The 18,575-nt window shown below is 66.1% G+C and carries 16 protein-coding genes; 10 read left to right on the top strand and 6 right to left on the bottom strand.

All coding sequences use genetic code 11. The features are described 5' to 3' along the window. Window positions 1–13: 13 nt before the first annotated feature. Window positions 14–1,219, top strand: a complete 1,206-nt coding sequence (locus tag QWY76_RS14155; RefSeq protein WP_290311948.1) for a hypothetical protein — start codon at window positions 14–16, stop codon at window positions 1,217–1,219. 37 nt (window positions 1,220–1,256) lie between these two features. Here QWY76_RS14155 and QWY76_RS14150 read toward each other — a convergent pair whose 3' ends face one another. Next, complete coding sequence (locus tag QWY76_RS14150) at window positions 1,257–1,823, bottom strand: GspH/FimT family pseudopilin (RefSeq protein ID WP_290311947.1); 567 nt, start codon at window positions 1,821–1,823, stop codon at window positions 1,257–1,259. A 92-nt stretch (window positions 1,824–1,915) separates the two neighbouring features. On the opposite strand from QWY76_RS14150, the gene thiO reads away from it, so the two are divergent. Then, complete coding sequence (gene thiO / locus QWY76_RS14145) at window positions 1,916–3,013, top strand: glycine oxidase ThiO (protein ID WP_290311946.1); 1,098 nt, start codon at window positions 1,916–1,918, stop codon at window positions 3,011–3,013. Window positions 3,014–3,037: 24 nt separating this feature from the next. Here thiO and QWY76_RS14140 read toward each other — a convergent pair whose 3' ends face one another. Then, a complete protein-coding gene (locus QWY76_RS14140) occupies window positions 3,038–3,295 on the bottom strand; it encodes a PP0621 family protein (RefSeq protein WP_290311945.1) in 258 nt (85 codons plus the stop codon). Between the two features lie 100 nt (window positions 3,296–3,395). Between QWY76_RS14140 and QWY76_RS14135 the strand changes: the two genes are divergently transcribed. Beyond that, on the top strand, window positions 3,396–5,027 hold the full coding sequence (locus QWY76_RS14135; protein ID WP_290311944.1) for an NAD+ synthase: 1,632 nt from the start codon (window positions 3,396–3,398) through the stop codon (window positions 5,025–5,027). 101 nt (window positions 5,028–5,128) lie between these two features. Here QWY76_RS14135 and QWY76_RS14130 read toward each other — a convergent pair whose 3' ends face one another. Then, a complete protein-coding gene (locus QWY76_RS14130) occupies window positions 5,129–5,938 on the bottom strand; it encodes an outer membrane protein assembly factor BamD (RefSeq protein ID WP_290311943.1) in 810 nt (269 codons plus the stop codon). A 160-nt stretch (window positions 5,939–6,098) separates the two neighbouring features. On the opposite strand from QWY76_RS14130, the gene rluD reads away from it, so the two are divergent. Together rluD and pgeF are read left to right on the top strand one after the other, a co-directional pair. Continuing rightward, window positions 6,099–7,058: a 23S rRNA pseudouridine(1911/1915/1917) synthase RluD gene (rluD, locus tag QWY76_RS14125; protein WP_290311942.1), complete on the top strand. Its 960-nt coding sequence runs from the start codon at window positions 6,099–6,101 to the stop codon at window positions 7,056–7,058. Beyond that, complete coding sequence (gene pgeF, locus QWY76_RS14120) at window positions 7,055–7,810, top strand: peptidoglycan editing factor PgeF (protein WP_290311941.1); 756 nt, start codon at window positions 7,055–7,057, stop codon at window positions 7,808–7,810. Before rluD ends, pgeF begins: the two co-directional genes overlap by 4 nt. 44 nt (window positions 7,811–7,854) lie before the next feature. On the opposite strand, the gene QWY76_RS14115 is transcribed toward pgeF, so the two are convergent. After that, entirely contained in the window at window positions 7,855–8,058 is a 204-nt protein-coding gene (locus tag QWY76_RS14115) for a hypothetical protein (protein ID WP_290311939.1), read from the bottom strand. Window positions 8,059–8,190: 132 nt separating this feature from the next. Here QWY76_RS14115 and clpB point away from each other — a divergent pair, with 132 nt between their 5' ends. Beyond that, window positions 8,191–10,773 carry an ATP-dependent chaperone ClpB gene (gene clpB, locus QWY76_RS14110; protein WP_290311938.1) on the top strand — a complete coding sequence of 861 codons (2,583 nt, stop codon included), beginning with the start codon at window positions 8,191–8,193 and terminating at the stop codon, window positions 10,771–10,773. Between the two features lie 107 nt (window positions 10,774–10,880). Here the strand turns inward: clpB and QWY76_RS14105 are convergent, their stop codons facing one another. After that, window positions 10,881–12,410 (bottom strand): sugar porter family MFS transporter, encoded by a 1,530-nt coding sequence (locus QWY76_RS14105; RefSeq protein WP_290311937.1) that lies wholly within the window; start codon window positions 12,408–12,410, stop codon window positions 10,881–10,883. A gap of 585 nt (window positions 12,411–12,995) precedes the next feature. Between QWY76_RS14105 and QWY76_RS14100 the strand changes: the two genes are divergently transcribed. Together QWY76_RS14100 and ilvN are read left to right on the top strand one after the other, a co-directional pair. Then, the gene (locus tag QWY76_RS14100) at window positions 12,996–14,720 is read left to right on the top strand and encodes an acetolactate synthase 3 large subunit (RefSeq protein WP_290311936.1); all 1,725 of its coding nucleotides are present in this window, start codon (window positions 12,996–12,998) and stop codon (window positions 14,718–14,720) included. Next, window positions 14,720–15,211, top strand: a complete 492-nt coding sequence (gene ilvN / locus QWY76_RS14095) for an acetolactate synthase small subunit (RefSeq protein WP_126485044.1) — start codon at window positions 14,720–14,722, stop codon at window positions 15,209–15,211. Before QWY76_RS14100 ends, ilvN begins: the two co-directional genes overlap by 1 nt. Before the next feature lie 59 nt (window positions 15,212–15,270). On the opposite strand, the gene ilvY is transcribed toward ilvN, so the two are convergent. Beyond that, window positions 15,271–16,161, bottom strand: a complete 891-nt coding sequence (gene ilvY / locus QWY76_RS14090; RefSeq protein ID WP_290311934.1) for an HTH-type transcriptional activator IlvY — start codon at window positions 16,159–16,161, stop codon at window positions 15,271–15,273. Between the two features lie 191 nt (window positions 16,162–16,352). Here ilvY and ilvC point away from each other — a divergent pair, with 191 nt between their 5' ends. Beyond that, window positions 16,353–17,369, top strand: coding sequence for a ketol-acid reductoisomerase (ilvC, locus tag QWY76_RS14085; protein ID WP_290311933.1), 1,017 nt, complete (start codon window positions 16,353–16,355; stop codon window positions 17,367–17,369). A gap of 135 nt (window positions 17,370–17,504) precedes the next feature. Further along, on the top strand, window positions 17,505–18,332 hold the full coding sequence (gene pssA, locus QWY76_RS14080; RefSeq protein ID WP_290311932.1) for a CDP-diacylglycerol--serine O-phosphatidyltransferase: 828 nt from the start codon (window positions 17,505–17,507) through the stop codon (window positions 18,330–18,332). Window positions 18,333–18,575: the final 243 nt, after the last annotated feature.

The raw sequence follows: 18,575 nt of genomic DNA, 5'->3' as shown, positions 1-18,575 counted from the left end.
CATGGGAGGTCTCATGAGAGATAAACAACAGGGAATTGCCTTGACGGTCAGCTTAGTCCTTCTTGTGGGTGCCCTGGTGGTGGCGGTTGGAGGCATGCAGACCGCTCAGCTTGGAGAGGTCTCGACCGGAAATAGTCGAGCCAGTGCCAGTGCCTTGATGGCTGCGGAGTATGGGGCTTCTGAGCAACTGGATACTCTGAAAAGTACGGGGCAGGGGCCCTCAGACTTTTCAGACTGTGTCGGGACACCATCTTTTGGTAGCCTGCAGACAGTATCAAATAGCCAGGATACCTCAGCTGGCTATAAAGTGGAGACCTGTCGCTCCGGGGTGGATGCCATTCGGATCACAGTCCAGGGTGAGGCTGGACAGATGAGTCGCACCATACAGGTGGGTTACACTCAAGCGGACTCCACCTTCCTTGGGCTTTCCGCTATAACTTTTCCAGGTCACATTAATTCCTTCGATGCCCCGAACTCTGGTTCTTTCATCGTCGAGGGAGCTGTTGATGAAAGTGTCAGTGGCGGCCAGCGCCCCGCGATCTCTACCCACTCTCCTGATGATGATCCCAGTAACTCCACTGATTCCGATTATGATACTATCGTGAATGCAATCAATGGGGTGGGTCGAGAGGATAACTATGAGGGCGGGATCTCCACTGAAGTCAGTGAGAGCCTGCTGACCAATCCTGCCGCGTTCGCTCAGTTCGTGGCCGACATTAAGGCTTACGCTCAATCCAGCCAACATGGCCAGGTAATCTCCGAGATTGATACTAACGGAAACGACAAGACAGACCTTGATAATAAGATTACAGTCGTGGAGGGGGATCTGGTCCTTAGTGGTAGCGCCAGTGGCTCGGGAATCCTGATCGTTGAGGGTGACTATGGTACCTCGGGGACCCCACAGTTTGATGGCTTGATTATCATTCAAGGTGGAACCTTTGGCATATCCGGGGGGGGGCATGGCGGCATGAATGGAGCCTTGGTTATGGCCCCGATGCCGCTTGTTACGACTACGGATGCGGACGGTAATACACAGGCAGAGTACTCGTATACCGATGTCGTGACCAATGGTGGCGGCAACGCCACCTACTCCTATGACGCAGATGCTTTGACGGCGGCCTTCAATCTCTTGCCAGAGTCGCTACAGCAGGAGTGGATGTCCACTAACGTAAGCACCTATGCGGAAACTGAAGTCACAAGTTGGCAAGAAATTCTTTGAGCCCGGTCAGCTGTCTAATAAACCATGAGCCTGCAGTTCAGCAGTCATCGTTGGATGAGGACTCCGTGCGCACACGCCCGTTGTTTCCCAGAATGGCCGTTGCGCTTTCGCCATTGCGCCCACAGAGAACGAAAGTGCCGTTATATCCTTGAGACCAGCCGATCGCCGAAAAGCGAATCGGCCGGTCATCTCGATTGAATGTGACAGAGACACCATTTAAAGGCTCAAGCACCTTGAGGATGGGGTGTCCAGTCAAGCTGCCGCCCGCCGCTTCTCCCTCAATAATGACCCAATCTAGCGACCAGTCATTGAAATTACAATTGGTATAGATGGGCCCTTGACTCGAACACACCGAGATGGTGTTCCGCGTCATGATGGCTGTATTCCTCGCCAAGGATAGGGCTCTCACGACTCGCTGGACATCCGTCGTCACCTCGTTGCGGGCGGCGAACTGCTGGAAGCTGGGGACGCCCCAGGTGGCCATGAGGATCATCACGGCCAGCGCCACCAGCAACTCGATCAGGGTCAGGCCCCGCTGGGCTGGCTTTGCCAGGCCCGGTGGCCTGCCGGTAAGCTGATGGCCTTCGGCGGTGTCCTGTCCCATGCCGAGTCTCCCTGGAGTGCCCCTTGTCGTGGGTGTTCCTTCAAGCTAGACAGGTGCCGCGCCCTCTCCGTAAGCGATAGCGGACACGCCTCGTGAGTGATTTTCTCGTTGTGGGCGGTGGCGTCATCGGCATGATGACGACGCTGCAACTGGCCGATGCCGGCCATTCGGTGACCCTTCTCGAGCGCGGCCAGTGCGGCCGCGAGGCCTCCTGGGCCGGCGGCGGCATCGTCTCGCCGCTCTATCCCTGGCGCCACAGCGCGCCCATCTCGCGCCTCTCCACCTGGTCGGAGGGCTTCTATCCGGAGCTGGCCCTGCGGCTGCTGGAGGAAACCGGCATCGACCCCGAATATCGCCAGAAGGGCTTGCTCTACCTGAGGGTCGACGACGAGGCGCGGGCCATGCACTGGGCCCGCGAGGTCGGCAAGCCCCTGGAGCGGGTCTCCGCCGACTTCCTCTATGCCAAGGAGCCCGAGGCGGCGCCCGGCTGCCGCGAGGCGCTGTGGATGCCGACCCTGGGCAGCATCCGCAATCCACGGCTGACCCGGGCGCTGCGCCGCCGCCTGGTCGAGATGGACCGCGTGTCGCTGCGGGAAGGCCGTGAAGTCACGGGGCTGCGCCTCGCGGCGGGACGCGTCTCGGGGGTGGCGACCACGGAGGGGACCGTCGGCGGGGAGCAGGTCATCGTCTGCGGCGGTGCCTGGGCGGCCGGCCTGCTGGCGCCGCTGGGCGTGTCGCTGCCGGTGCGGCCGGTGAAGGGGCAGATGATCCTCTTCAAGGCGCCGCCGGGGCTGGTCAGCCGGGTGGTGCTGATGGACGGGCGCTACGTGATACCCCGGGCCGACGGCCGGGTGCTGGCCGGCTCGACCCTGGAGGAGGCGGGGTTCGACACGTCCGTTTCCGCTGAGGCCCGAGAGTCCCTCTGGCACTCGGCGACGCGGATCGTCCCGGCGCTGGCCGACTGCGAGGTGGAGCACCACTGGGCGGGACTGCGTCCGGGCTCGCCGGATGGCGTGCCGTTCATCGGCGCGGTGCCCGGCGTGGAGGGGCTCTACGTCAATGCCGGCCACTATCGTAACGGCCTGGTGCTGGCACCGGCCTCGACGCATCTGCTGGTCGACGAGCTGCTGGGACGCGAGCCGATCGTCGATCCGGCGCCCTACCGGCTGGCGGGGCGACTCGCAGCCTGACACTCCGGCGGGGGAAGGTGGGGCTCAATCCCCGTGATGCTGCTCTTCGAGGTACTTGTTGCGGTGGTCGGGAGAGCAGAACCACTCGCCCTTCTCGCGCAGGGCCTCGTCCTCCGGGAGGTGCACCTGGCACCAGGCGCAGCGCACCATCTGGTTCCCCTGGAGGCTGCCTTGCGCGGCCTCCTCGCGGTCGAGCTTCCACTCGCGATACATGCGATACAGCTTGAGGCCGGCGAAGAACAGCACGGCGAAGATGATCAGGCGGATCAGCAACAGGTTCATCCTTCGGTGACTCCCTGGGTGGGGCCGGCCGCCTTTGCCACTCGACCGCCCTTGCGGGACAATGCACGTATCAACGGATTCTCGAGAGATTTCTACGCCCATGCAAGACCTGACGCTGGTGATGGCTCAGCTGGACCCGCTGGTCGGGGATATTCCCGGCAACACCGACCGAGCCATCGAGACGGTACGCGAGGCGCGCATCGAGCATGGTGCCGACATCGTGGTGCTGCCGGAGCTCTTCCTCACCGGCTACCCGCCGGAGGACCTGCTGCTGCGTCCCTCCATGGAGACCCGCCTGCGCCAAGCTCGTGCCCGCATGGCCGAGAAGATGGTGCGCGACGTCATGGTGATCGTCGGCTACCCGGGGCGTCGCGAGGGACGCAACTGGAACCTCGCCGGGGTGCTCTACAATGGCGAGTGGCTCGACGAGTACGCCAAGCAGGCCTTGCCCAACTATGAGGTCTTCGACGAGCAGCGCTACTTCGCCGTCGGCAGCGAGCCGCTGGTGGTCGAGCACAAGGGGGCCAGGCTGGGCGTCCTGATCTGCGAGGACATCTGGGCCGAGGCCCCGGTGCGTCAGGCCCGGGAGGCCGGTGCCGAGATCCTCGTCACCCTCAATGCCTCACCCTTTCACCAGGACAAGCCGGCCGAGCGCCTGGCGCTGCTCAAGCAGCGGGCCTCCGAGGTGGCGCGGCCGATCGTCTACGTCAACCAGATCGGGGGTCAGGACGAACTGGTGTTCGACGGCGGCTCGGCCTGTGTCGACGCCCGGGGCGAACTGCGGGTGCAGGCGCCTCACTGGGCAGTGGGCCTGATGCCGGTGCAGTTCGTCCGCGAGCAGGGCCTCTGGATTCCCCAGGCCGGGGAGACCGACCCCGAGGTGGCGCCGGAGGAGAACCTCTATTGCGCGCTGGTGACCGGGCTTCGCGACTACGTCAACAAGAGCGGCTTCGAGGGTGTGGTGCTGGGGCTGTCCGGGGGCATCGATTCGGCCCTGTCGCTGGCCATCGCCGTGGACGCCCTGGGTCCGCAGCGCGTCCATGCGGTGATGATGCCCTATCACTACACCGCCGACATCTCCCGGCAGGATGCCGCCGAACAGGCCAGGCTGCTGGGCGTCGGCTACGAGGTGATGCCCATCGAGACGATGGTCGAGGCCTTCATGGAGACCCTGGCCGACAGCTTCGCCGGCACCGAGCGCGATACCACCGAGGAGAACCTGCAGTCGCGCTGTCGCGGGGTGCTGCTGATGGCGATCTCCAACAAGAAGGGCCTGATGGTGCTGACCACCGGCAACAAGAGCGAGATGGCGGTCGGCTACGCCACGCTCTATGGCGACATGGTGGGCGGCTACAACGCCATCAAGGACGTCTACAAGACCTGGGTCTATCGCCTGGCCCGGTGGCGCAACACCCAGTCGCCGGCGATCCCCGAGCGGGTGATCGAGCGGCCGCCCTCCGCCGAGCTGGCCCCGGACCAGCAGGACAGCGACTCGCTGCCCGACTATGACACCCTGGATGCCATCCTGGTGCGCTACATCGAGGGCGACATGAGCGCCGAGGCGATCATCGCCGCGGGCTTCGACCGCGACGACGTCTACAAGGTGGTACGGCTGGTCGATCGCTGCGAGTACAAGCGCCGCCAGGCCCCGGTGGGCGTGCGGGTCACCCGGCGCGGCTTCGGCCGCGACCGCCGCTATCCCATCGTCAATGGCTGGCAGCCGGGGGAATAGCACGCCGCAAGCCATAAGAACACACCCCATCAGCGACGCTGATGGGGTGTTCGGTGTTGGTGATTGCCCCGCTTTTCCGGAGACCTGGCGCTTGGCGCGGGTCAGGCCGAGAGGGCCGGTGCGTCCACGTAGCGGGGATCGAAGCTGCGGCCGTTCAGCCGCTCGTGGTCCGGTGCGTTCTCGATCAGAACCTTCAGGGTCTCCCGGGCGCGGTCGGTCATCTTCAGGCCCAGGTAGCCCTCGACCATCACCGCCAGGGCGTCCCGGGTGCTGTCGGCCTGCGGGTAGTTCTCGATGACCCAGCGGCCGCGCTCGACGGCGGCCAGGTAGGCGCCCTTGCGCAGGTAGAAGTCGGCGACCTGCAGCTCGTGGCGGGCCAGCAGGTTGCGCAGGTAGACGATGCGCTGGCGGGCATCCGCGGCATACTGGCTGTCGGGGAAGCGCTGGACCAGCTCGCGGAAGTCGGAATAGGCGTCGCGGCTCGCGCCCAGGTCGCGCTTGGAGATATCGATCAGGCGCAGGGCCTCGAGACTGAAGCGACCGGCCTGCCAGGCCGCCAGGCCACGCATGTAGTAGGCATAGTCGACCTGGGGGTGGTCCGGATGCAGGCGAATGAAGCGGCTGGCCGCGGCCCGCGCGCTCTCCCAGTCATCGGTCTCGTAGTAGGCGTAGATCAGTTCCAGCTGGGCCTGCTCCGCGGTGTCGCCGAAGGGGAAGCGGGTGTCGATGGCCTCGAGCCGGTTGATGGCAGTGGTATAGCGGCCGCTTTCCAGCGCGGCGCGGCCTTCCTCGTAGAGCTGTCGCTCCTGCAGGTCGGGGGCCTCCTCGTCACCGGTGCTGGCACAGCCGGCCAGCAGGGTGGTCGCCAGCAGCATGGCGGCCAGGCGAGTCCCGGTCGTGATAACGCGCATCGTGATCCTCGTGTCAAACAACCCTGGGCGGCCGTGCTAGAATCGGCCAGGAATCGCCCACTATAAAGCACCTTGCGGTAAAACGCAGTCATCGCGCCGGCCGTGATGACAGAGCGCTCAGGGGCGTCGCCACCCTCCAGACGGACCCATCGACGAGCCCATGTCCCAGACCCTCGAAGCCCAGCACCGCGTTCCCGAGCGCATGGCAGGCCTGCGCCTCGACCAGGCCGCCGCCGAACTCTTCGCCGACTTCTCCCGGGAACGTCTCAAGGGATGGATCAAGGACGGTGCCTTGACCGTCGACGGCAATCCCGCCAAGCCCAAGGACAAGGTCTACGGGGGCGAGGCTCTGGCGCTCGCCGCCGAGATCGAGGACGACGCCCGCTTCGAGCCCGAGGAGATCCCCCTGGAGGTGGTCTTCGAGGACGACCAGGTGCTGGTGGTCAACAAGCCGCCCGGCCTGGTGGTGCATCCGGCCGCTGGCAACCCCGACGGCACGCTGCTCAACGGCTTGCTGCACCACTGTCCCGAGCTGGCGGCCATCCCCCGGGCCGGCATTGTCCACCGCCTGGACAAGGACACCAGCGGCCTGATGGTGGTGGCCAAGACGCTGCCCGCCCAGACCGCGCTGGTGGAGCAGCTGCAGGCGCGCACCGTGTCCCGGGAGTACGACGCCGTGGTGGTCGGGGTGATGACCGCCGGCGGCACCGTGGATGCGCCCATCGGCCGCCACCCCCGGGACCGCAAGCGCCAGGCGGTGAACGCCTCCGGCAAGCCGGCGGTGACCCACTACCGGGTGGTCGAGCGTTTCCGCGCCCATAGCCATGTGCGTTGCCGCCTGGAGACCGGTCGCACCCACCAGATCCGCGTGCACCTGGCACACCTGCGCTATCCGCTGATCGGCGACCCGGTCTACGGTGGTCGCCTGAAGCTGCCCGCCGGGGCGGGGGAGACCCTCAAGGAGGTGCTGCGCGAGTTTCCCCGCCAGGCGCTGCACGCCCGCAAGCTGGCCTTCGTGCACCCCGGCAGTGGCGAGACCCTGACCTTCCGCGCGCCCCTGCCCGATGACCTGCTGATGCTGCTGGATTTCCTGCGCGACGACTGCGAGACGATGCGATGAGCGATGCCCTCGACCTGCGCCCGACACTGATCCGCCCCGACTGGCCGGCGCCGCCCTCGGTGGCGGCCTTCGTCACCACGCGGGAGACCGGCCCCAGCCAGGGCGACTTCGCCGCCTTCAATCCGGCCCTGCACGTGGGGGACAACCCGGCCCATGTGGCGCTGTGTCGGCGCCAGCTGCACAAGGAGGTCGGCGACGACCGCCCGCTGGTGTGGCTCGACCAGGTGCATGGCGCCCGGGTCCAGCAGGTCTATTCGGGGGAGCTGCCCGAGGCCGATGCCTCGGTGGCCCTGGACCGCGGCCACGCCTGCGTGGTGCTGACCGCCGACTGCCTGCCGGTGTTCTTCTGCGACCGGGCCGGCCAGCGCGTCGGGCTGGCCCATGCCGGCTGGCGCGGCCTCGCCGGCGGGGTGCTCGAGGCCACGGTGGCGGCCATGGGCGTCCCGGCCGAGGCCCAGATGGCCTGGCTCGGACCGGCCATCTCCAATGCCCAGTTCGAGGTGGGCCCGGAGGTGCGCCAGGCCTTCGTGGCCGTGCACCCCGAGGCCCTGGAGGCCTTCGACCCCAGTCCCTACCGGCTCGGTCACTACATGGCCGACCTCTACAAGCTGGCGCGCCTGCGTCTCGAGCGACTCGGCCTGGCGCATATCAGCGGCGGCCACTTCTGCACCGCCTGCGAGCCGCGCTTCTACTCGCACCGCCGCGACGATGGCGTGACCGGCCGCATGGCCAGCATGATCTGGCTCAGATAAGACGCGGCGGGGCCGCTTGAAGAGGGAAGAGCGGCGCTTCGCGCCTAAGAAGCTTGAAGAAAAACCCTTGCCCCGGATTTTGGAGGCAACAGGCTGCCTTCCAGCTTCCAGCTTCCAGCTTCCAGCTTCCAGCTTCCAGCTTCCAGCTTCCAGCTTCCAGCTTCCAGCTTCCAGCTTCCAGCTTCCAGCTTCCAGCTTCCAGCTTCCAGCTTCCAGCTTCCAGCTTTCCGCTGTCGCTTGACCCACATCAATCCCCTTCGCTTTCCGATGGCCCATGACTTGAAAGCCGGCCATCCTGACGCCACCTAAGATGTCAAGACCCATGACACCGGGCCAGGCGGTGCGTCCGAACGCGCCGCTACCCCGACGGAGGAAAGCGCATGCGATTCGACAAGTTCACCGCCAAGCTGCAGAACGCCGTGGCCGATGCCCAGTCCCTGGCGGTGGGGCACGGACACAACCAGCTCGAGCCCGGCCACCTGCTGCTGGCGTTGCTGGATGCCACCGATACCGGCGTCAAGGCGCTGGTGCAGAAGGCGGGCGGTGACGCGGCCAGGCTGCGTGATGCCCTGGTGGGCCACCTGGACGAGCTGCCCAGGGTGGCCGACTTCGACGGCGAGGTGCAGCCCTCCCGCGACCTCGTGATGCTGTTCAACCTCACCGACCGCGAGGCCCAGAAGCGCGGCGACCAGTTCATCGCCAGCGAACTGGTACTGCTGGCCGCGCAGGAGATGCGCCATGCGGTGAGCAAGCTGCTCGGCCAGGCCGGACTGACGCGCCAGGCCCTGGAGACCACCATCGACAGCGTGCGTGGCGGCGAGAAGGTCGATGACCCTAACGCCGAGGAGCAGCGCGAGGCGCTGGACAAGTACACTCTGGACCTCACCGAGCGGGCCACCAGCGGCAAGCTCGACCCGGTGATCGGCCGCGACGACGAGATCCGCCGCACCATCCAGGTGCTGCAGCGGCGCACCAAGAACAACCCGGTGCTGATCGGCGAGCCCGGCGTGGGCAAGACCGCCATCGTCGAGGGCCTGGCCCAGCGCATCGTCGACGGCGAGGTGCCGGAGGGGCTGAAGGACAAGCGCGTGCTGTCGCTCGACATGGGCGCGCTGCTGGCCGGGGCCAAGTTCCGCGGCGAGTTCGAGGAGCGCCTCAAGGCGGTGCTCAAGGAGCTGTCTCAGGAAGAGGGGCGGGTCATCCTGTTCATCGACGAGCTGCACACCATGGTCGGCGCTGGCAAGGCCGAGGGCGCCATGGACGCCGGCAACATGCTCAAGCCGGCCCTGGCCCGCGGCGAGTTGCACTGCGTGGGCGCCACCACCCTGGACGAATACCGCAAGTACATCGAGAAGGACGCGGCCCTCGAGCGCCGCTTCCAGAAAGTGCTGGTCGACGAGCCGAGCGAGGAGGACACCGTGGCCATCCTGCGCGGCCTCAAGGAGCGCTACGAGGTGCACCACGGCGTCGATATCACCGACGGGGCGATCATCGCCGCCGCCAAGCTGTCGACCCGCTACATCACCGACCGCCAGCTGCCCGACAAGGCCATCGACCTGATCGACGAGGCCTGCTCGCGGATCCGCATGGAGCTGGACTCCAAGCCGGAGGAGATGGATCGCCTCGACCGCCGGCTGATCCAGCTGAAGATGGAGCGTGAGCACCTCAAGAAGGAGACCGACGAGGCCTCCCGCAAGCGCCTGGAGAGCCTCGAGGAACAGATCGGCGAGCTCGAGCGGGAGTACGCCGACCTCGACGAGATCTGGAAGGCCGAGAAGGCCAGCATCCAGGGGGCGGCCCAGTTCAAGGACGAACTCGACAAGGCGCGGATCGACCTCGAGCAGGCGCGCCGGCAGGGCGACCTGGGACGCATGTCCGAGCTGCAGTACGGGGTGATCCCGGCGCTGGAGAAGAAGATCGCCGAGTCGAGCGAGGCCGAGGCCGATACCGCCAGCCACAAGCTGCTGCGTTCCAACGTCACCGAGGAGGAGATCGCCGAGGTGGTGTCGCGCTGGACCGGCATCCCGGTCTCCAAGATGCTCGAGGGCGAGCGCGACAAGCTGCTGCGCATGGAGGAGGCCCTGCACGAGCGGGTGATCGGCCAGGACGAGGCGGTCACCGCCGTGTCGAACGCCGTGCGCCGCTCCCGGGCCGGGCTCGCCGACCCCCACCGGCCCAACGGCTCCTTCCTGTTCCTCGGCCCGACCGGGGTGGGCAAGACCGAGCTCTGCAAGTCGCTGGCCAACTTCCTGTTCGACACCGAAGAGGCCATGGTGCGCATCGACATGTCCGAGTTCATGGAGAAGCACTCGGTGGCCCGGTTGATCGGGGCGCCCCCCGGCTATGTCGGCTACGAGGAGGGCGGCTACCTGACCGAGGCCGTGCGCCGCAAGCCCTACTCGGTGCTGCTGCTCGACGAGGTGGAGAAGGCTCACCACGATGTCTTCAACATCCTGCTGCAGGTGCTCGAGGACGGTCGCCTCACCGACGGCCAGGGACGCACGGTCGACTTCCGCAACACCGTCATCGTGATGACCTCCAACATGGGCTCGGACATCATCCAGCGCATGGGCGGCGACGACAGCGACTATCAGCAGATGAAGGACATGGTGATGGAGGTGGTGGGCAGCCACTTCCGCCCCGAGCTGATCAACCGCATCGACGAGGTGGTGGTGTTCCACGCCCTGGGACAGGAGCAGATCCAGGCCATCGCCGATATCCAGCTCGATCGCCTGCGCGGTCGCCTGGCCGAGCACGACCTGGGCCTCGAGGTCTCCAGCGAGGCCATGGCCCAGCTGGCGGTGGTGGGCTTCGATCCGGTGTTCGGCGCCCGGCCGCTCAAGCGGGCGATCCAGAGCCGCCTCGAGAACCCGCTGGCCCAGGACCTGCTGGCCGGCCGCTTCTCGCCCGGCGACGTCATCCGCGTCGAGGTCGAGGAGGACCACCTGATCTTCCGCAGCTGAAACCACTCGCCCGCGCCGGCAGGAGCGCGGCGCGGGCGAGGTGAACCGGGCCGGTGATGGCCCTGGCCCGCCGGGAGCCTCCCGGCGGGCCTTTTCGTGTCGGCCGGTCAGCCCCGGGCGCGAACCCGCGACAGGTGGACCCGACGCAGGCTGACCTTGTCCCCGACCAGATGGTGCTGCAGGTCCTCGAGGGAGACGCCCTTGGTCTCGGGCATCAGGAACATCACGAAGACCAGCTGCAGCAGCATCATCACCGCGAAGAAGGCGAACACCGGGCCGCCGCTGAAGGTCCCCAGCACCCAGGGCATCACCAGGGTGATCAGCGCGGCGCAGATCCAGTGGATCGAGCTGCCGAAGGACTGGCCGCGGGCGCGCACGTGGTTGGGGAACACCTCGGCGATGAACACCCAGATCACCGCGCCCTGGCTGATCGCGTGGGCGGCGATGAACAGCCCCAGCAGCAGCGGCACCTCGAGCCCACCGAGCTCGCCATGGAAGAAGGCCCGCGAGATCAGCACCAGCGACACCAGGTAGCCGGCCGAGCCGATGTACAGCAGGGTGCGGCGGCCCAGACGATCGATCAGCGCCATGCCGAGCATGGTGAATATCAGGTTGACCACCCCGATGCCGGCGGTGGAGAGCAGCGCCACCTGGCTGCCGAGCTCGGCGGCCTCGAGCACGCGTGGCGCGTAGTAGATGATGAAGTTGATGCCGGAGAGCTGGTTGAAGAAGGCGATCAGGAAGGCCAGCAGGATCGGCAGGCGGTAGCGGCGCGAGAAGAAGGGCGCGTGGGCATTGCGCTCCTCGTCCTCGGCGGCGCGGATGGTGGCGATTTCGGCGTCGATGTCGGCGTCGGGCTTGATCAGTCGCAGCACCCGGCTGGCCTCCGCGATGTCATTGCGCTTGAGGATCAGCCAGCGCGGGCTGCGGGGCACCCGGGTGATCATCAGGGTGTAGAGCAACGCCGGCACGGCCTCGATGCCGAGCATCCAGCGCCAGGCGGTCTCGTCGAGGATGAGGCTGTCGATGAGGTAGTTCGATACGAACGCCATCAGGATGCCGAAGACGATGTTGAACTGGTACATGGCGACCAGCAGGCCGCGATAGCGGGGCGGGGCGATCTCGGAGATGTAGGTGGGGGCGGCGACCGAGGAGATGCCCACGCCGATGCCGCCGATCAGGCGGAAGAGGGCGAACAGCGTGGGGTCGGTGACCAGCGCCGAGCCGACGGCGGAGACCAGGTAGAGCACGCCGATCATCAGCAGGGTGGCGCGCCGGCCGAGTCGGTCTGTCGGCCAGTTGCCGAAGATCGCGCCGATCACGGTGCCCCACAGGGCCATGGACATGATCAGCAGGCCATGCTGCAGATCGCTCAGTCCCCACAGCGTCTGGATGGGCTTGTCGGCGCCCGAGATGACCGCGGTATCGAAGCCGAACAGGAAGCCGGCCAGGGCCACGGTGATGGACCATTGCACGATGCGTGACATGGTGCGTCTCCTCCGGTGAGGCGTTGTCTGGTTATTGGAAGTGAATCGATTCACCCTGTGGTCGAAAGAGATCGCCGCTTGGGCCTGATCGGCGAGTTCGGCCCCACAAGGGATATCACCAGCAGGCTGAATCGTGTCACCTGGCGACATTAAAGCAGCATCGCGTCCAGGCCGCGAGCCGAGGATGGTAGACTTTGGTCGTGGTCAGCGGGGCGGGACGGCCATGCCCCCCGGCAAATCGGCGTCTCGAGGTGGGGGGTGGTTGACACTCTTCGGGGGCTATTGGAATCTTGACGTTTCCTGACTGACGGGCGCGGACGCAAGCGGGCGATCCCCCAATACCGCGCGAAGGGTAGGCCGTGAGCCTCTACCCGCCGTAGGACTTCCGGGTCCGGGCCAACCGCCCGGCCTGGCCAACGCCCCGACGCGGTGATCCGCCGTGAGAGGGAACCGCGGGTTCATGTCGCGAGTGACGAGGGATTGAGCGTCGCCGGAACGCAGCAGCCGGAGTTTACGAGTCCGTGAACGAGGCTGCGTGTACCGCCGGCGGTCACGCTATCGAGCGCAGCAGTGAATCGGCGTTCCCGACGAGAGTGCTGGCCCTAACCGGGCCTCAAAACGCCAGGGTTTGGCATCAGGTGCCGGCGAGACCGGCAGCGGCATACCGCCGCACTCGACCCCGTGTCCCGAGAGGGGATGCGGATCGCACTCGAGACCTCCAGGGGAGAAACATCTGTGGAATTGCTTTCTGGCGCGGACATGATCGCCCGCTTCCTTCAGGATGAGGGCGTCGAATACATCTATGGCTATCCAGGCGGGGCGGCGCTGCACATCTATGACGCCCTGTTCCGTCAGGACAAGGTCAAGCACATCCTGGTGCGCCACGAACAGGCGGCCACCCACGCGGCCGACGGCTACGCCCGGGCCTCCGGCAAGCCCGGCACGGTGCTGGTGACCTCCGGTCCCGGGGCCACCAATGCCGTCACCGGTATCGCCACCGCCTACATGGACTCGATTCCCATGGTGGTGCTGTGTGGCCAGGTGATGAGCCACCTGATCGGCGACGATGCCTTCCAGGAAACCGACATCATCGGCGTGACCCGCCCCATCGTGAAGCACAGCTTCTCGATCCGGCACCCGACCGAGATTCCGGAAGTCCTCAAGAAGGCCTACTACCTGGCCTCGACCGGGCGTCCGGGCCCGGTGGTGGTGGACATTCCCAAGGACATGACCGCGCCCACCGAGCGCTACGAGTACGTCTATCCGAAGAAGGTCAGGCTGCGCTCCTACAACCCGGTTGCCCGCGGCCATACCGGTCAGATCAAGAAGGCCGTGGAGCTGATGCTCAAGGCTCGGCGTCCGGTGTTCTATACCGGCGGTGGCGTGGTGACCGGGCGGGCCTGCGAGGGGCTGACCGATATGGTCAAGCGCCTGGGCTACCCGATCACCACCACCCTGATGGGCATCGGCGCCTATCCGCAGAGCGACCGGCAGTGCCTCGGCTGGCTCGGCATGCACGGCTCCTACGAGTCGAACATGGCGATGCACCATGCCGACCTGATCATCGCCATCGGCGCGCGCTTCGACGACCGGGTGACCAACAACACCTCCAAGTTCTGCCCCACGGCCAAGATCATCCACGTCGACATCGATCCCAGCTCGGTCTCCAAGACCGTGCGCGCCGACGTGCCCATCGTCGGTCCCGCCCAGAGCGTGATCAACGAGATGATCAGCCTGCTGCAGGGCAAGGAGATCGCCAATCCCGACGCGCTCGAGGAGTGGTGGCAGACCATCGAGGGCTGGCGCGAGGAGCGCCGCGGCAAGCTCTACGAACCATCGAAGTCCGGCGAGACGATCAAGCCCCAGGAAGTCATCGAGGCGATCTGCCGCCAGACCCGCGGCGAGGCCTACGTGACCACCGACGTGGGTCAGCACCAGATGTTCGCGGCCCAGTACTACAAGTTCGACAAGCCCAACCGCTTCATCACCTCCGGCGGCCTCGGCACCATGGGCTTCGGCTTCCCGGCGGCCATGGGCATCAAGCAGAACTTCCCGGACGAGCAGGTGGTCTGCGTGACCGGCGAGGGCAGCTTCCAGATGATGATGCAGGAGCTGTCGACCTGTAAGCAGTTCGGCGGCGGTGTGAAGATCGTCAACCTGAACAACGCCTCGCTGGGCATGGTGCGCCAGTGGCAGGACCTCAACTACAAGTCGCGGCATGCGCATTCCTACATGGAGTCGCTGCCCGACTTCCAGAAACTCATCGAGTCGTATGGCTTCACCGCGCTGAGGGTGCAGACGATGGAGGAGCTCGAGCCGGCACTGGAACGCACCTTTGCCGACAAGGACGAGCTGGTGTTCCTCGACGTCGCCGTGGACCCGCACGAGCACGTCTATCCGATGCAGGTGCCCCTGGGCTCCATGCGTGACATGCTGCTTTCCAAGACGGAGCGGACCTGATGCGCCATATCATCTCGATTCTGATGGAAAACGAACCGGGCGCTCTGTCACGCGTGGTGGGGCTGTTTTCCCAGCGCAACTTCAATATCGAAACCCTCAACGTGGCGCCCACCGAGGACGAGACGCTGTCGCGGCTGACCGTGACCACCGTGGGCGACGACCGGGTGATCGAGCAGATCACCAAGCACCTCAACAAGCTGATCGACGTGGTCAAGCTGGTGGACCTCACCGAGGGCAGCCACATCGAGCGCGAACTGATGCTGGTGAAGGTCAAGGCCCTGGGCGCGGCCCGCGACGAGGTCAAGCGCACGGTGGACATCTTCCGCGCGCAGGTCGTCGACGTGACGCCGAGCCTCTACACGGTGCAGATCACCGGCGATGCCGAGAAGCTCGATGCCTTCCTCCAGGCCATGGCGCCGGTGGGCATCCTGGAAGTGGCGCGGACCGGGGTGTCGGGGATCGCCCGGGGGGACAAGGTGTTGTCCCTCTGAGCCGATACCTGGTTCGTTGATGCCCAAGCCGCCCTACGGGGCGGCTTTTTCGTGGCCGCTCAGCCGCGCTCCTCGACCTCGTCCCACAGCGCGCTGATCAGCGGGCTCTTCAGGCGACGGTTGAGCACGCACAGGCCCACGTCGTAGTGGGGCAGCTCGGGCTTGACCGGCAGGATGCGCACGCGCTCCACGAGCGGGCTCGCTTCCAGCACGAGGCGCGGCACCACGCCGACCCCGAACCCCAGGCCCACCATGCTGACGATGGCCTCGTGCCCGGCGACCTGGGCATAGATCCGTGGCGTCACCCCGAGGGCCTTGAACCAGGTGTCGCTGACCTCCCGGGAGAGCCCCGCCTCGGAGAGCACCATGGGCACGTCCCGCCACTGGTCGGCGCTGGGACTCCGCGGGTCGGGCGGCACCCAGGGGGCGCCGTCCCGCGGGGCGATGAACACCAGCGGCGAGCGGGTCAGCGACTTGAAGGCCAGGGCCTCGGGCAGCTGGCGGGGGCGGGAGGTGATCGCCATGTCCTCCTCGCCGCCCAGTACCCGGGGCATCGACTGGGCCGGGTCGCCGGTGTGCAGCTTGAGCTCGATGCCGGGGTAGCGGGTGCGGAACTCGCTGAGCAGGTCATAGAGGAAGCTGTAGCTGGCGGTGACCGAGCAGTAGATGCTGATCTCGCCGGTGAGGGTCAGCGCCTCGCTCATCAACGACTGGCGCATCTGCTCCCACTGCTCCAGGGCGTCCCGGGCATAGGCGTGAAAGCTCTGCCCCTGGCGGGTCAGCAGCACATGCCGGTTGTCGCGCTCGAAGAGCCGCACGCCGAGGCTCTCTTCCAACTGGCGGATCGAGCGGGAGAGGGTCGAGGGGCTGACGTGGCAGGCCTCGCTGGCACGGCCGAAGTGCAGGGTGTCGGCCAGGGTCAGGAAGTGCTTGAGGGGGCGCATGTCCATGGCGGGATTATTTCACATGTCGGGATGTGGTGTTGCAAATATAGCGTTTTACGCAATGCGGGGCCTGGCGTAGAGTCGAGTCATCGCCGGGTGAGACACACCCGAGGCAGACGCCCAGCGCCGCGACAGACGGCGCGGGTGGCCATCGACGCTGACACCGATCTTCCCTTTTCTCTACAGGAGCACCCCTCATGCGCGTTTACTATGATAAGGACTGCGATCTCTCCCTCATCCAGGGCAAGCAGGTGGCCATCGTGGGCTATGGCTCCCAGGGCCACGCCCATGCCAACAACCTGAAGGAATCCGGCGTCGACGTCACCGTCGCGCTGCGCCCGGGCTCCTCCTCCGCGGCCAAGGCCGAGGCCGCCGGCCTCAAGGTCGCCTCCGTGGAAGACGCCGCCAAGGCGGCCGACGTGCTGATGCTGCTGGCGCCGGACGAGAATCAGAAGGCCATCTACGAGCAGCAGATCGCGCCGAACCTGAAGCAGGGTGCCACCCTGGCCTTCGCCCACGGCTTCAACATCCACTACAACCAGGTCGAGCCGCGTGCCGACCTGGACGTGATCATGATCGCCCCCAAGGCGCCGGGCCACACCGTGCGCTCCGAGTTCGTGCGTGGCGGCGGCATCCCGGACCTGATCGCCATCCACCAGGACGCTTCCGGCGGTGCCAAGGAGCTGGCCCTGTCCTACGCGGCCGCCATCGGCGGTGGTCGCAGCGGCATCATCGAGACCACCTTCAAGGACGAGACCGAGACCGACCTGTTCGGCGAGCAGGCGGTGCTGTGCGGTGGTGCGGTCGAGCTGGTCAAGGCCGGCTTCGAGACCCTGACCGAGGCCGGCTATGAGCCGGAGATGGCCTACTTCGAGTGCCTGCACGAGCTCAAGCTGATCGTCGACCTGATGTACGAGGGCGGCATCGCCAACATGAACTACTCCATCTCCAACAACGCGGAGTATGGCGAGTACGTGACCGGTGGCGAGGTCATCAACGACCAGTCCCGCGAGGCCATGCGCAACGCGCTCAAGCGCATCCAGACCGGCGAATACGCCAAGATGTTCATCAACGAGGGCAACAGCAATTACCCGTCGATGACCGCGCGTCGCCGCCTCAATGCCGAGCATCCCATCGAGCAGGTCGGCGAGAAGCTCCGCGGCATGATGCCGTGGATCGCCGCCAACCAGCTGGTCGACAAGTCCAAGAACTGATCGACTGACAGGTAGCACCGACGAGGGCGCGGCAATCCGCGCCCTCGTTGCGTTCGGCCAGCGCGATGGCCGATGAGCCATCGCCGCCCGAGTGTGTAGAATGGGGAGACCCCCAAGCCGCAACGGATGTGACCGATGAGCCAGGACCCCCGCAATAGCGAGCACGAGACGCCCAAGGCAAGTGACGACGACCTGGCCGCGACGTTCGTCCGCGAATCGGAGGTGGTCGAGGAGGCCCTGGAGGACGGCAAGAAGGTGCGTCGCAAGGGCATCTACCTGTTGCCCAACCTGTTCACGACCTCGGCGCTGTTCTCCGGGTTCTTCGCCGTGGTTGCCGCCATCAACGGCGACTTCACCGCCGCCTCGATCGCCATCTTCATCGCCATGGTGCTCGATGGCCTGGACGGTCGCGTGGCCCGCCTGACCAACACCCAGAGTGCCTTCGGCGCCGAGTACGACAGCCTCTCCGACATGTTGTCCTTCGGCGTGGCGCCGGGGCTCGTGGCCTTCACCTGGATCCTCCAGGATGTCGGCAAGACCGGCTGGGTGGTGGCCTTCCTGTACGTGGCCTGTGCCGCCCTGCGCCTGGCCCGCTTCAACGTCCAGCTGGGCAGCGTCGACAAGAAGTGGTTCATCGGCCTGCCCAGCCCCTCGGCGGCGGCGGTGGTGGCCGCCAGCGTCTGGACCTTCCACAGCTTCGATGCCGAGGCCTTCGGCTTCAAGTTGCTGATGCTGTTCGTGGTGGGGGCCGCGGGCATCCTGATGGTCAGCAACATCCGCTACTACAGCTTCAAGGACGTCGACCTCAAGGGGCCGGTCCCCTTCGTCATGCTGCTGGCCATCGTGCTCGGCTTCGTGGTCATCTCCATCGAGCCCTCGGTCATGCTGCTGTTGTTGTTCGGTACCTACGTGGCCTCCGGGCCGGTGCTGGCGGCGTTGCGCAAGTTGCGCAAGACACCCTGAGCAGACGCTTCGCCGAGATCCGCGACGCCCGCCCCGTGCGGGCGTTCGTGTCTGTGGCGGCAGCGACCACATATCCACAGCGGGTGCCTGGCGAAACGGGTTGTGGATAGTCTGGCGGGCGGGGTGAGTGTCATCGTGGCGTCATGGCCGCGACACGCCCCTGAAACTTTTTCCCCGCAGGGCTTGCGTGGGTCCGGGATAATCCGTAAAGTACGCATCCGCTGCCGGCGACGGGCAACGTTG

The organism is Halomonas maura (assembly GCF_030409305.1).
Classification (GTDB): Bacteria; Pseudomonadota; Gammaproteobacteria; order Pseudomonadales; family Halomonadaceae; genus Halomonas; species Halomonas maura.
This window is presented reverse-complemented; position numbering and strand designations above follow the sequence as displayed.

Bases quoted from the DNA above. Each gene is read 5' to 3' on its own strand.
- QWY76_RS14105 (WP_290311937.1), bottom strand. From the start codon at position 12,410: ATGTCGCCAGGTGACACGATTCAGCCTGCTGGTGATATCCCTTGTGGG.
- clpB (WP_290311938.1), top strand. From the start codon at position 8,191: ATGCGATTCGACAAGTTCACCGCCAAGCTGCAGAACGCCGTGGCCGAT.
- QWY76_RS14140 (WP_290311945.1), bottom strand. From the start codon at position 3,295: ATGAACCTGTTGCTGATCCGCCTGATCATCTTCGCCGTGCTGTTCTTC.
- QWY76_RS14130 (WP_290311943.1), bottom strand. From the start codon at position 5,938: ATGCGCGTTATCACGACCGGGACTCGCCTGGCCGCCATGCTGCTGGCG.
- QWY76_RS14155 (WP_290311948.1), top strand. From the start codon at position 14: ATGAGAGATAAACAACAGGGAATTGCCTTGACGGTCAGCTTAGTCCTT.
- QWY76_RS14135 (WP_290311944.1), top strand. From the start codon at position 3,396: ATGCAAGACCTGACGCTGGTGATGGCTCAGCTGGACCCGCTGGTCGGG.
- QWY76_RS14115 (WP_290311939.1), bottom strand. From the start codon at position 8,058: ATGTGGGTCAAGCGACAGCGGAAAGCTGGAAGCTGGAAGCTGGAAGCT.
- pssA (WP_290311932.1), top strand. From the start codon at position 17,505: ATGAGCCAGGACCCCCGCAATAGCGAGCACGAGACGCCCAAGGCAAGT.
- QWY76_RS14150 (WP_290311947.1), bottom strand. From the start codon at position 1,823: ATGGGACAGGACACCGCCGAAGGCCATCAGCTTACCGGCAGGCCACCG.
- pgeF (WP_290311941.1), top strand. From the start codon at position 7,055: ATGAGCGATGCCCTCGACCTGCGCCCGACACTGATCCGCCCCGACTGG.
- ilvC (WP_290311933.1), top strand. From the start codon at position 16,353: ATGCGCGTTTACTATGATAAGGACTGCGATCTCTCCCTCATCCAGGGC.
- rluD (WP_290311942.1), top strand. From the start codon at position 6,099: ATGTCCCAGACCCTCGAAGCCCAGCACCGCGTTCCCGAGCGCATGGCA.
- ilvY (WP_290311934.1), bottom strand. From the start codon at position 16,161: ATGGACATGCGCCCCCTCAAGCACTTCCTGACCCTGGCCGACACCCTG.
- ilvN (WP_126485044.1), top strand. From the start codon at position 14,720: ATGCGCCATATCATCTCGATTCTGATGGAAAACGAACCGGGCGCTCTG.